At 62.1% G+C, this 12,641-nt stretch carries 11 protein-coding genes; all 11 read left to right on the forward strand.

The genetic code is table 11. The features are described from left to right. The first annotated feature begins 75 nt into the window (after nt 1–75). Nucleotides 76–1,023, forward strand: coding sequence for an isopentenyl-diphosphate Delta-isomerase (idi, locus tag DW024_RS01890; RefSeq protein WP_158572113.1), 948 nt, complete (start codon nt 76–78; stop codon nt 1,021–1,023). 244 nt (nt 1,024–1,267) lie between these two features. Then, the gene (locus tag DW024_RS01895; protein WP_192934640.1) at nt 1,268–2,725 is read left to right on the forward strand and encodes an SLC13 family permease; all 1,458 of its coding nucleotides are present in this window, start codon (nt 1,268–1,270) and stop codon (nt 2,723–2,725) included. A 142-nt stretch (nt 2,726–2,867) separates the two neighbouring features. Then, nucleotides 2,868–4,355, forward strand: a complete 1,488-nt coding sequence (locus tag DW024_RS01900) for a UbiD family decarboxylase (RefSeq protein WP_118081653.1) — start codon at nt 2,868–2,870, stop codon at nt 4,353–4,355. Between the two features lie 33 nt (nt 4,356–4,388). Continuing rightward, nucleotides 4,389–4,967, forward strand: coding sequence for a UbiX family flavin prenyltransferase (locus tag DW024_RS01905; RefSeq protein WP_118094303.1), 579 nt, complete (start codon nt 4,389–4,391; stop codon nt 4,965–4,967). Nucleotides 4,968–5,059: 92 nt separating this feature from the next. After that, nucleotides 5,060–5,923 (forward strand): MerR family transcriptional regulator, encoded by an 864-nt coding sequence (locus DW024_RS10180; protein ID WP_199576907.1) that lies wholly within the window; start codon nt 5,060–5,062, stop codon nt 5,921–5,923. 174 nt (nt 5,924–6,097) lie between these two features. Then, on the forward strand, nt 6,098–6,967 hold the full coding sequence (locus DW024_RS01915; protein ID WP_118376855.1) for a hypothetical protein: 870 nt from the start codon (nt 6,098–6,100) through the stop codon (nt 6,965–6,967). Nucleotides 6,968–7,046: 79 nt separating this feature from the next. After that, on the forward strand, nt 7,047–7,940 hold the full coding sequence (locus DW024_RS01920; RefSeq protein WP_118376856.1) for an aldose 1-epimerase family protein: 894 nt from the start codon (nt 7,047–7,049) through the stop codon (nt 7,938–7,940). Nucleotides 7,941–8,196: 256 nt separating this feature from the next. Further along, on the forward strand, nt 8,197–9,123 hold the full coding sequence (locus tag DW024_RS01925; RefSeq protein ID WP_117806678.1) for a transporter substrate-binding domain-containing protein: 927 nt from the start codon (nt 8,197–8,199) through the stop codon (nt 9,121–9,123). A 9-nt stretch (nt 9,124–9,132) separates the two neighbouring features. After that, complete coding sequence (locus DW024_RS01930) at nt 9,133–10,281, forward strand: amino acid ABC transporter permease (RefSeq protein ID WP_117637676.1); 1,149 nt, start codon at nt 9,133–9,135, stop codon at nt 10,279–10,281. A gap of 22 nt (nt 10,282–10,303) precedes the next feature. Beyond that, a complete protein-coding gene (locus DW024_RS01935; RefSeq protein WP_118376857.1) occupies nt 10,304–11,089 on the forward strand; it encodes an amino acid ABC transporter ATP-binding protein in 786 nt (261 codons plus the stop codon). Nucleotides 11,090–11,160: 71 nt separating this feature from the next. Beyond that, nucleotides 11,161–12,576, forward strand: coding sequence for a M20/M25/M40 family metallo-hydrolase (locus tag DW024_RS01940; protein WP_118376858.1), 1,416 nt, complete (start codon nt 11,161–11,163; stop codon nt 12,574–12,576). Nucleotides 12,577–12,641: the final 65 nt, after the last annotated feature.

The following is a 12,641-nucleotide window of genomic DNA, read 5'->3' on the forward strand; positions in this document are numbered from 1 at the left end:
CAGGTTGCGCTTGCCTGTATAGTCGCAATACAGGTGAAGATGGTCTCAGGTACATCGCGGGCGACAGGAGATCCCATGGGTATGCACACGACAAAGGTTGCAGTGGGCGAGGGCAAGTTTACGCTCGAGGCCCAGCTGACGGTGACGCCGCGAGGCATGGCGGTCTACGCCTGCTCGCCGGAGTTCGCGCACCTGGGCGCCACGGCGCAGGCCATTCCTCGCCCCGAGCCCGGCCGTACGGCGACGGTGAGCATCCTGGCCGTTCCGTGCCATCGAGACGAGATCCCGGCGCACGATATTGCGGCGGCGCTGGCCACGCGCTTTGGCGTGCCGGTCGTTGCAAGCACGGGTTTTCATGTGGAGAACGCGACCGCGGACGACTTGCGGCGCATGCTCGATACCACCAAGGAACTCATCGCCGCGCTCGAGGAGGCCGCAGCCCGCATTCTGCGCGCCGGCTGGGATGAGGGCGGCGCAGGCGCCGAGGTCGTGGCGGTCGATGCCGCGACCGGCGAGGCGCTTGGCCCCGTCGACCGCATCGAGGCCCATACCGGCGAGGGTATCCTGCATCAGGCATTTCTGACGCTTCTGGTCGAGGGCCAGGGCGAAGACGCGCGCCTGCTGCTCTGTCGTCGCAGCCCGCTCAAACGCCTGTGGGGCGGGGTGCTGGCCGATAGCTGTGCCGGCCATCCGCTCCCCGGGGAAGACGTCGCGGCCGCCACGGCACGTCGCATCAACGAAGAGCTTGGCATCACGCGCGAGCCCGATCAGCTCAAGCACCTCGGACACGTGGTGTACCGCGAGGACCACGGCGACGGCCGCTGCGAGTGCGAATGGTGCGAGGTCTACCTTGCCCATGTTGAGCCGGGCGAGCTGCATATCAACCAAGAGGAGATCTCGGAAGTGCGCCGCGTGGCCCCGTCCGAGCTTAAAGGCTACCTGCAGGGTCACCCCGAGCAGCTGGCCCCCTGGCTCCGCGAGGCCCTCAGCGACCCATCCATCCGTACGGATCTCGCTATGTGAAACAAAAGACAGTCCCTTTGCCACATCCAAACCGTCACAACATTCGATGAAAATCTCGAAATCGAGGAAAAGCGTCGAATGTTGTGACGGTTTTTGCCCAGAGGATCGCTTCTCATCCAAAAATCCCGCTTGACTGTATTGCCACAACACAGCGCAACGTAAGGGGTGTCCGATAACGGGCGCCCCTTTTTAAGTGGCAACGTGGCCGCGAATCCGGAGCGCCCCCAACAAGAAAGGTGGGGAGATGGAAGCGGAAAAGAAGGCGTTTAAGATCACCAAGCGCGAAATTGGCTTTGTGCTGGGTATCGTTGTCTTTTTGCTGGTGAAGTTTCTTCCTTTGGCGGAGCTGAGCTCGACGGTCGAGCTCACGGTCGGCGCTCAGACCTGTCTGGCACTGACGCTCGCCACGGTGGTGTTCTGGGCATGTGGCGTGGCGCAGCCGGGCTTTGTGGGCCTGCTCTACTGCGCGCTGCTCGTTCTGTTCAAGGTGTGCGTGGACGACACGGGCGCCGCGAGCATCTCGGCGACAGTCGCCTCCACGTTTAGCTCGTGGACCAAAGCCACCATGTGGCTCGTCATTGGTGCCTACCTCATCGCCAGCGCGGTCAAGGAGTCGGGCCTGGGCGAGCGCATCGCCTATGCGTTTATGCTCAAGTTCGTGCGCGATGCCAAGTCGCTCATCATCTCAATCTTCGCGCTCACCTTTGTGCTGTCGCTGCTGATCCCGCATCCGTTCCCCCGCGCCTTCCTCATCCTCGCCGTCGTCTCGGTCATTGCCGAGTCCGCCGGCTACGGTGACGACGACCGCGGCAAGCTCGGCTTCCTCGTGTTTGCCGCTGCTGCCCCGGGCTCCATGTTCTTCCTGACGGGCGACTCCACGCTCAACCCGCTCGTCGCGCAGTACAGCGCCGAGGCCGGCGGCATGAGCCCGTCCTTTGTCGACTGGTTCCTGTACATGAGCGTGCCTATGCTGGTCGCGCTGCTGTGCACCCTGTTCCTGGGTCTCTTCCTCTTTAAGCCCAGCAAGGAGCTCGTCTACGATCGCGAGCAGATCGTGGCCAAGCAGGCCGCGCTCGGCAAGCTCTCCGTCAAGGAGATCCGCACCATCGTGTGGCTTGTCATCGCCATCGCGCTGTGGCTTACCGTCTCGGGCGATTACATCGGCTGGGTGACACTTGCCATCGGTGTCGCGCTCGCCATGCCCATCATCGGCGAGGTTCTCACTCCTGCCAGCTGGAACGCTGTCGACATCAAGTCCCTCATGTTCCTGACGGCCGCCATGGCCGTGGGTTCCGTGGGCGGTGCCACCGGCATGAACGCCTGGATCGCCGATGTCGTGCTTCCCAGCTCCGTGCCCGAGAACATCTTCCTGTTCGCCCTGCTCGTCGCCGCGCTCTCCATGATCATCCACATGTTCATGGGCTCGGTCATGGCCGTGCTCGGTGTGTGCGTGCCGGCGTTCATCAGCTTCGCGGCCGGCTCCAGCGTAAGCCCGCTTGCCGTGGCGCTCATCGTCTTCACGTCCATCAACATCCACTACATCCTACCGTTCCACAACCTGCCGATCCTTATCGGCGAGGGCAAGGACGCCGGCGGCTACACCTCCAAAGAGGCCATGCGCATGGGTATTCCCCTCACCGCGGTCGTCTTTATCGTCGTGCTGGTCGAGGCCGCCTGGTTCCACCTCTTTGGCCTGATGTAAGCAGTCGAGTGCTTGGCTGTAATTAGCCGAGTGCTTGAACTGCGAGTGCCCGAGCGCCCCATCTATGAGCGCTGCGGCCCCATTACGTTACCAAGCCCGGCGGCATCCTCGCCGCCGGGCACTCTCCCGAAAGGAGCATGCTATGTCCACTACCGATGCTTCCCAGATCCACGACCTGCGCTCCGCGCTCGACTTTTTGCGCGAGATGCCGGGCCAGCTGCTCGAGACCGACACTCAGGTCGATCCCGATGCCGAGGTCTCGGGCGTCTACCGTCACGTCGGCGCCGGCGGCACCGTTATGCGCCCGACCAAAGAGGGTCCGGCGATGGTCTTCAACAACGTCAAGGGCTTTGACGATGCCAAAGTCTGCATCGGCATGCTTGCCAGCCGCAAGCGCGTTGCCGCCCTGCTCGACCTGGACGAGGAGCACCTGGGCCTCGAGATCGGCAAGCGCTTCGAGAACCTGATCGCGCCCGAGCAGATCGCCGAGGGTGCGCACGTCGACTGTCAGGAGGTCGTGTACAAGGCGACCGACGAGGGCTTTGACCTGCGCAAGATCGTTCCCGCTCCTACCAACACGCCCGTCGACGGCGGCCCCTACATCACCATGGGCCTCGCCTACGGCACGAGCCCCGACGGCTCCCAGTCCGACGTGACCATCCACCGCTTCTCCTGCGTCGACAAGGATAAGCTTGCCATGTGGATTACCCCCGGCAGCCGTCACCTGGGCGCGTTCTTTGACGAGTACTGCCAGCGCGGCGAAGACATGCCCATCTCCATCTCCATCGGTTTGGACCCCGCCGTGTACATGTGCTGCGGTTTTGAGGCTCCCACCACACCGCTCGGCTTCAACGAGCTGCAAATTGCCGGCGCCCTGCGCGGCCACGCTGTCGAGCTTGCCGACTGCGTCACCGTTCCGCAGAAGTGCATCGCCAATGCCGAGTATGTGCTCGAGGGCTACCTCATGCACGACGAGACCATCAACGAGGACGTCAACGGCCACGGCTACGCCATGCCCGAGTTCCCCGGTTACACCGGTGGCGCCAAGGTCTGCCCGGTGATCAAGATCACCGCCGTCACCACGCGTGTCAACCCCATTATGGAGAGCTGCATCGGCCCTTCGCACGAGCACGTGTCCATGGCCGGTATCCCCACCGAGGCTTCCATCTACAAGATGGTCGAGACCGCTATCCCGGGCCGCCTGCTCAACGTCCACGCTGCACCCTGCGGCGGCGGCAAGTTCGTTGCCATCATGCAGTTTAAGAAGTCGAGCAAAAATGACGAGGGCCGTCAGCGCAACGCCGCCATGCTCGCCTTCTCGGCATTCTCCGAGCTCAAGCATGTGATCTTGGTTGACGAGGATGTCGACATCTTTGATATGAGCGACGTGATGTGGGCCATGACCACGCGCTTCCAGGCCGACGTCGACCTCATCACCATCCCCGGCTGCCACTGCCACGTGCTCGACCCGTCCAACGACCCTGCGTTCGACCCCACGATTCGCGAGCACGGCATCGCCTGCAAGGCCATCTTCGACTGCACGGTTCCGTTCGACCTCAAGAAGAATTTCATTCGCTCGCAGTTCATGGAGATCGACAAGGACAAGTGGGCCAAGGAGATTGCTTTCTAGTAAGTAGCCCTACCAAGTAGTCAAGGAGTTGTCATGCCTGAGTCTTCTGTCCGTCCCCGTCGCATCGTCGTTGGCGTTTCGGGCGCCAGCGGTGCCGCGCTGGGCCTTGAGTGCCTCAAATGCCTGCGTCAGGCCGGTGCCGAGTCGGCGCTTGTCGTCACGCGCGGGGGAGAGATTACCATCGAGCAGGAGCTCGGCATGACGCTCGACGAGTTTGCGTGCCATGCCGATGTGGTCTACGACAACAAGAACATCGGCGCCGCCATCGCAAGCGGCACCTATCCGGTCGACGGCATGATCGTGGCGCCCTGCTCCATGAAGACGCTCGCCGGCATCGCGAGCGGCTACAGCGAAAACCTGTTGCTGCGCGCGGCCGATGTTCAGATGAAAGAGCAGCGCCGCCTGGTGCTCATGGTGCGCGAGACGCCCTTCAGCGCCATTCACATCGACAACATGGCGCGCCTGGCGCGCGTGCCGGGCGTCATGCTCATGCCGCCCATGCTCACGTTTTACAACGGCCCCGCCACGCTCGATGACGCGGTGCACCACATCGCCGCCAAGGCGCTCGAGGCCGTCGGCGTGTCATGCGCAAACTATAAGCGCTGGTCATAGGCGTCTTTAGGGTAGGATACGAGTAGTGTTTGAGCCCGCTGCCCCTGTGGGCGGCGGGCTTTGTGCGCAAAAAGGATGTGTCGGGAGGACCTATGCAGACGGGCATGTATGCGATTAGCGAGATGGCGAGTTTGTTTAACGTTTCGCGCCAAACGCTCATCTACTACGACAAGATCGGCCTGTTTAAGCCCGCCGTGGTTAACGAAAAAGGCTACCGTTTCTATTCGCCCACGCAGATCCCGCTCATGCGTCTGATCTGCATGCTGCGCGACCTAGGGCTCGAACTCGATGAGATCGACCGCCTAGCCTCGACGTTCGACATTAGCGAGATGACCGACCACCTGCGCTCGCGGGTGCAGGCGCTCGACGAGCAGATTGCCGGGCTCAAAGCCGAGCGTGCGAGCGTGCAGGAGCGTCTGAGCTTTTACGACGAGGCAGTTTACTGGCGCGAGCGCGAGGGCAAGCCGGAGCTCAAGCAGTTCGAGCGCCGCTTCGTGGTCTTTGAGGAGTTTCCAGGCGATATCGAGCGCGGCCGCTCGATGCTTCACCCCACGCTCATGCGGGCCATCCTGCGCATGCGTGCGCTCACGGGCACGCGCCCTATGCGCGGCTGGGGTGCCATGCTGCGTCGTGAGGCGCTGCATTCCGACGACCCTATCGCCGGCGCGGGCTCCTTTGCCGTGCTGCCGCGCGGTGTCGAGGAACTGCTGCCGAGCGATCCCGCCGAGCTGGCAGAGATCGGCATCGAAGTGCTGCCCGAGGGCACATACCTGTGCATGAGCCGCTGGGGCATGCCGTACGAGCCCGAGGGTATCCGCGCCATCGTCGCCTGCATGGACAAACATGCGCTCCAGCCCATCGGCAACGCTTTCGATTTTTGCTACTTGGACACCACGAGCTACGACGAGTCCCACCAAGAGGACTTCTGCTGCATCCAAATCCCCGTCGCCCTCTAGATGTGACAAGGGGACTGCCGCCCAAACCATCACAACATTCGATGAAAATCTCGAAAACGAGGAAAAGCGTCGAATGTTGTGACGGTTTTCCTGTCTGTGCCGGCGAGCTCCAGCGCCGTCTGGGGGTATAAGGCTAGCAAGTGTTTTATTTGCGAGGCCTAAGGGGCGCCCCGTATGGATATCGATAACTTTGAATGGTGGTATAGCGAGGGCGAGGCTCCGGACGAGGAGTTGGACGAGCCCGCGCCGCGTGACGTGTCGAGCGACGAGGACGAGACCGGCAGCGATGCTGCTGTCGAGCCTGACGCCGCCTCCGATGCCGCCGAGCCTCTGACCTTTGAGCAGGCTTGGGCCCAGGCTGAGGCCGACGAGGCAAAGGCCGATGCCACGGCCACACTGGGTGAGCCAGCCGACATGTCCATCTCGCCGGCAAAGACCCCGCAGCCGCGTCACACTATCGATCCCGACAGCACGGCATCCTTCAGCATTCTCGACGTGCCCTCGCAGGGTGCCCAGGCGCCTGCGCCCACGCATCGCCCCGATCTGGCTCGCGAGGAAGATGCGGGACGTCGCTCTCCGCTTGGCCCCATCCTTATCGCCTTTATGGCCGGCGTTATCGCATGCTCGGTAATTGGAAACGTCTGGAGCCATGTTGAACAACAGCGCAAAGACGCCGCCAAGGTCGAGATGTCTGTCGAGCAATCGCTCAGCCGCACGCGCTCGGTGCATGTATCGGTCGAGGTCAAGGACGGCGCGACGTGGGACACCGCGCGCGGCGACAGCCAGATGCTCGTCCATATCGTGGGTCGCACGCTCAAGGGGCAAGCGATCGACGAGTACCAATACGTCAATTCCGAAGGTGACGGCATCGAGCTCAAGCCCGGCGACTACGAGCTCACGGTCGATGAGCCGCCCGTCGCCACCGACGGCACGCGTTACCGTGCCTCAAAGCGCATGGTTCCGGTGAGTTTTAATTCACAGGCGCCCGATACGGTCGATAGCACGCCGCAGGGCGGGTTTGACCTTTACGCTATTGCTCAATAACTGCACCTGTCGCTCAACCCCGCCGCCAAGAGTGGGACAATAGCCCTCGACACCGCTGTTTACTATTGGAGGAAGTAGCATGTCCACCGTCACTACCATCAAGCGCGGCGGCCTCACCGCGGCCATCGATTCCATGGGCGCCCAGCTCACGAGCCTTGCCCTCAACGGCAACGAGTATCTGTGGCAGGGCGACCCGGCCTTTTGGGGCAAGCATGCGCCTATCCTGTTCCCCATCGTGGGATCGCTGCGCAACAACATGGCGACATCTGCGGCCGGTACCTGCGAGATGCCGCGCCACGGACTCGCTCGCATCGTCGAGCACAAGTTGGTCGAGGTTTCGGAGGACGGCTCCTCGGTAACGTACGAGATCACTGACACGCCCGAGTCGCTCAAGGCGTTCCCGTTCCACTTTAAGCTCAACATGACCTATGCCCTGACCGGCGACGCCACGCTCACGCAGACCTTTGCCGTCACCAACACCGGCGACGTGGCCCTGCCGTTCTCGGTGGGCGGTCATCCTGCATTCAACTTGCCCGCCCCCGGTGCCGAAGACGAGGCGTTCGAGGATTACGAGCTGGCGTTTACCGAGGCCTGGACGAACGAGGCCCCCATCATCACGCCCGACGGTCTTATGACGTTCGAGGGCAGCTACAAGGCTCCCGATAACTCGGACGTGCTGCCCATCACGCACCGCAGCTTCGATAACGACGCCATCATGTTCACCGATGCCCCGGGTTCCACGCTCACGTTGCGCGGCCGCAAGTCGGGCCACGGCGTCAAGATCGACTTTGAGGGCTTTAAGTACATCGGCGTGTGGTCTGCCGCCAACGACGCCCCGTTTGTGGCGCTCGAGCCCTGGACCGGCCACACCACCATGGACACCGAGGACGACGTCTTTGAGCACAAGGTCAACACCATTACCTTGGCACCGGGTGAGACGGACGTTCGCAGCTTTAGCGTTACCCTGCTCTAGAGGTTCCGCCGTTCTAACGAACGACGGACCGGTCGACGCTGCGCGCCACCCAGAGCGACAATTTGGCATGAAAAAGGCAAGGCATGACCAGAAGGTCTATGCCTTGCCTTTTTCATGCCAAGTGGTACATGGGGACAGGTTACTTTGTGCCAATCGTCCTCGTGTGTCTATTAATTTTTCGCGCACATGCCGCGCTGCTGGTTGTTGACGTATATCCTGTCTTATTGTCAGCAAAACGAAATTGGGAAGGCACCAGATGCAATCTCGACAACAGCGCGACGCGCATCCACAGCCGGTGTGCAGTCGTCGCATCTTCTTGGGTAGCGCTCTCGCTGCGAGCGCTTCTGTCGTCGCCGGCGCACTTGCCGGCTGCCAGCGTCCCTCCACGCTGGAAGTAGTTCAGCCCACGACGGGCGGCGGTCGCGATGACCTGTCCGATTCCGTTATCGGCAAGGATAAGATCCGCATCGGCATGGAGGCGGCCTACGCCCCGTACAACTGGCAGGTTTCCGAGGCCAGCGAGTTCACGATCCCCATCGATAACGTGCAGGGCGCCTATGCCGATGGCTACGACGTGCAGATCGCCAAGATCGTCTGCAAGGCTCTCGGCGGCGAGCCCGTTGCCGTCAAGCAGAGCTTCTCGGGCCTTATCGACTCGCTCAACAACGGCCAGATTGACCTCATCATCGCCGGCATGAGCGCCACGCCCGAGCGCGAGGAGTCCGTCGGCTTTTCCGACCCGTACTTCATTGGCTACTTTGGCCTGTTCGTAAAAGAGGGCTCGCCCTACCAAAACGCCACCAAGCTCAGCGACTTCAGCGGTGCCACGGTGCTCGGCCAAAAGGACACCATGCTCGATACCGTCATCGACGAGATTCCGGGCGTTGTGCACAAGAACCCGGTCGATTCGGTCCCCACGGTGTTCTCGAATCTGCTGCAGGGCACGTGCGACGCCGTGACCTACAACACTGAGAACGAAAAGGGCTATATGGCCCAAAATCCCGGTATCGTCCCCATCCACTTTGCCGAGGGCGAGGGCTTTAAGCAGGAGGTCACGGCGAATGTCGGTTGCCGCAAGGGATCGGACAAACTGCTTAAGCTCATCGACAAGACACTCAAGGGCATTAGCCAAGAGGAGCGCGACCAAATGTGGGACGCGTGCCTCGACCGTCAGCCGGCATAGGGAGGCAGCATGAAAGGCATCAATCGTCTGGCCTCCTTTATCAAGGCCGACCACCGTTATGTGTACCTGGGCACGAGCGTTATCGCGGCGCTCGGCTTGGCATTTAGCCAGCGCAACCCCACGCCGCTGAGCTTTTTGGCGCCCACCGGCATCTTCCAAGATTGCCTTTGGGCGATTCTTTGGGCCTGGATCGTCGTGTCGGCGGCAGCGCTCGTCACCAAGGTTATGCACTGGAGCGACTATCGCGAAAAGTCACCGTTTGCATCCGAGCGTTTCCGTCGCGGCGCGCGCCTGGGCAGCTATGTCGTGGTCGTCATCGCGGCGATCTTCTTTGTCGACCGCTGCGTCATGTCGTTTATCGACCTGGTGCAGGTGAGTATTGTCTCGGACTCCAACCCCAGCGACTTTTTGTCGAGCCTGGTCTACATGACCTACAAGAGCGGGGACTTCTTTATCCGCGGCATCGAGATCACCATCGCACTTGCGACCTTCGGTACCGTCATCGCTTTTTTCCTTGCGCTGCTCTTTGTGTTTTTGCGCATTCAGACCTTCGATCGCGTGGACAACGACCTGGTGCGCTTCTTTAAGAGTGTCGGCCGCGGCTTTGCGACCATCTACTCCACCATCGTGCGTGGCACGCCCATGATGGTCCAGGGCCTACTCATCTATTACGCGGGCTTCACCGTTTTGCGCGGCATGGGCTTCGAGACCGCCCAGGCCAACCAGATCTGGAGTACCTTCACTGCCGGCCTCGTCACCATCTCGCTCAACTCTACCGCCTACATGATGGAGGTCCTGCGCGGCGGCATCGAGTCCATCGACCCCGGTCAGGCCGAGGCAGCGCGCTCGCTGGGTCTGTCACAGTGGCAAGCCATGCGCAAGGTCGTGTTCCCCCAGGGCATTAAAAATGCGATTCCGGCGCTCACCAACGAGCTCATCATCAACATCAAGGATTCGTCGGTGCTTTCGGTCATCGGCGTGTTTGACCTCATGTACGCTACTACCACGGTCGCCGGCGTGTACTACCGCCAGATGGAGGTCTACTGCGTGGCGCTCGTGGTCTACCTGATCCTGACGCTCGTGGCGAGCCGCCTGCTCGAGGCCTTTGGCAAAAAGCTTGGCGCCGAGGCCCCGGCAACGCTGCCCAGCTCCAACTAGGCTCAAGACGAGGAGAATCATCATGGCAGATACCGCCACTACCGGCACCGCGGCCGCCGCACAGACCAATGAGCCGCTTATCCGCGTCGAGGGCCTGCGCAAGAGCTTTGGCTCGCTCGAGGTGCTTAAGGGCATCGACCTCGCTGTCAATCCCGGCGAGGTCGTCACCATTATCGGCGCCTCGGGCTCGGGCAAGTCGACCTTCCTGCGCTGCCTCAACCTGCTCGAGACCCCGGACGCGGGCCACATCTGGTTCCACGGCCAGGACCTTACGGCCGAGCGCTGCAATATCAATAAGCTGCGCGAGGACATCGGCATGGTGTTCCAGGGCTTCAACCTGTTCAACAATATGGACGTGCTCGACAACTGCACGCTCGCGCCCGTCACGCTCAAAAAGATGAGCAAGGCCGAGGCCGAGAAGGTCGCGATGGAGCATCTGGCGAGCGTGGGACTCGAAAAGTTCGCGCACGCCGCCGTGGGTCGCCTGTCCGGTGGTCAAAAGCAGCGTGTGGCCATCGCTCGCGCCCTGTGCATGAGTCCGCAGATCATGCTGTTCGACGAGCCGACTTCGGCACTCGACCCCGAGATCGTGGGCGAGGTGCTCGAGGTCATGCGCAAGCTCGCGGCCGACGGCATGACCATGGTTGTCGTCACGCACGAGATGGCCTTTGCCCGCACGGTGTCCGACCGCGTGGTCTTTATGGACAAGGGCGTGGTGCTCGAGGACGCCGCGCCGGCCGAGCTCTTTGGCAACCCCAAACATCAGCGCACTCGCGAGTTCCTCTCTCGCTATCTCGAGGACAAATAACCGGCGCAAACGCCTGCGTTGCAGGGCCGCTCCCGTGGGGCGGCCTTTGTCGTCACAATCGAAAGGATGTCATGGCCGAGGTTTGGCGCTTCTTTGCGCATGAGGACGATTTTGCCGATATGGACGAGGCCGGCGCGTGCGAGCGCTTGGGCCGCGTGCTGTCGTTTCCGACCATCTCGAGCATGGATGCCGAGGCGGTGGACTGGCAGCCCTTCGACGACCTGCGCGCCTATATGCAGCAGGCCTGGCCGCGCGTGTTTGCGGCGGGCGAGGTCGAGCTTATCGACCACTCGCTGTTGGTGACGCTTGGCGGTTCCGACTCCGCCCTCAAACCCGTCATGCTCATGGGCCACATGGACGTGGTCCCCGTGGTGCCGGGTACCGAGGCCGACTGGACGCACGCCCCCTTTAGCGGACAGGTGGACGACACCTACATTTGGGGTCGCGGCGCTATCGACATGAAGGATCAGGTCGCAGGCATTCTCGAGGCGGTTGAGTATGCGTTGGCGCACGGCTGGGAGCACAAGCGTTCGCTGTTGCTCGCCTTTGGCCAGGACGAGGAAACCACGCAGTACGGCGCTGGAGCTATCGGCCGCGTGCTCGAGGAGCGCGGTGTTGAACTTGAATATCTGATCGACGAGGGTGACTACCGTATTGTTTCGGCTGCCGAGTACAACGCGGGCGAGGGTTGGCTCATGCACGCCGACCTGGCTGAGAAGGGTTATGCCGACATTGTGCTCAAGACAAAGAGCGCGGGTGGGCATTCTTCCAACCCCTACGGCGGCACGTCGCTCGAGGTGTTGAGCCGTGCCATCACCGCAATCTGCGATATCGAGTGGCCGACGCGCGTCACGGACCTGCTTGCCGCACAGCTCGTCGAGCTGGAGCTCTACACGGCCGACGAGATTGCTTCCAACAAGGACGCCATCGTGCGCGAGTGCCTCGCCAGCAAGAAGCTCTATCCGCTCGTGACCACCACCTGTGCACCGACCCAGATCGAGGGTGGCAGCACCGGCGCCAACGTAATGCCGCAGGATATGTGGGCCAATATCAACTTCCGCATGCTCGAAGGCACGAGCGTTGCCGACGTTGTGGCGCGCTGCCGTGAGGCGGTTGCCGGGGCGGACCTTGCCGGTCGTGTCGAAGTGGAGCTGGGCCCCGGCAGCTCCGAACCCTCGCCGTCCCCGCGCATCGGTGGTCCCGGTCTCGAAGCGGTTCGCTCCATCGCCGCCCGCTATTTCCGTGATCCAAAGGGGACGGAGGAAAACGGATCATTCGAGCCAGTGGCAATTGTGCCCTCGACCGTGATCGGTGCGACCGACGCTGCCAACTACCAGCGCATTTGCCCTGAGTGCATTCGCTTCTCGGCCTTTGTGGTCGACGATGACGAGTGCGATCGCGGCGTCCACGGCACCAACGAGCGCATTACCCGCCGCGCCTACCTCCAGGGTGTCCGCTTCCTCATCGCCCTGCTCCATACGCTCTAGAATCTGACAAAGGGATTGTGCCTTTGTCAGATTCCGTGCGGGTTATATGCAGGTTTGCCTGCGCA

Source organism: Collinsella sp. AF37-9 (genome assembly GCF_003475115.1).
In the GTDB taxonomy this organism is placed as follows: Bacteria; Actinomycetota; Coriobacteriia; order Coriobacteriales; family Coriobacteriaceae; genus Collinsella.

Bases quoted from the DNA above. Each gene is read 5' to 3' on its own strand.
- idi (WP_158572113.1), top strand. From the start codon at position 76: ATGGGTATGCACACGACAAAGGTTGCAGTGGGCGAGGGCAAGTTTACG.
- DW024_RS01895 (WP_192934640.1), top strand. From the start codon at position 1,268: ATGGAAGCGGAAAAGAAGGCGTTTAAGATCACCAAGCGCGAAATTGGC.
- DW024_RS01900 (WP_118081653.1), top strand. From the start codon at position 2,868: ATGTCCACTACCGATGCTTCCCAGATCCACGACCTGCGCTCCGCGCTC.
- DW024_RS01905 (WP_118094303.1), top strand. From the start codon at position 4,389: ATGCCTGAGTCTTCTGTCCGTCCCCGTCGCATCGTCGTTGGCGTTTCG.
- DW024_RS10180 (WP_199576907.1), top strand. From the start codon at position 5,060: ATGCAGACGGGCATGTATGCGATTAGCGAGATGGCGAGTTTGTTTAAC.
- DW024_RS01915 (WP_118376855.1), top strand. From the start codon at position 6,098: ATGGATATCGATAACTTTGAATGGTGGTATAGCGAGGGCGAGGCTCCG.
- DW024_RS01920 (WP_118376856.1), top strand. From the start codon at position 7,047: ATGTCCACCGTCACTACCATCAAGCGCGGCGGCCTCACCGCGGCCATC.
- DW024_RS01925 (WP_117806678.1), top strand. From the start codon at position 8,197: ATGCAATCTCGACAACAGCGCGACGCGCATCCACAGCCGGTGTGCAGT.
- DW024_RS01930 (WP_117637676.1), top strand. From the start codon at position 9,133: ATGAAAGGCATCAATCGTCTGGCCTCCTTTATCAAGGCCGACCACCGT.
- DW024_RS01935 (WP_118376857.1), top strand. From the start codon at position 10,304: ATGGCAGATACCGCCACTACCGGCACCGCGGCCGCCGCACAGACCAAT.
- DW024_RS01940 (WP_118376858.1), top strand. From the start codon at position 11,161: ATGGCCGAGGTTTGGCGCTTCTTTGCGCATGAGGACGATTTTGCCGAT.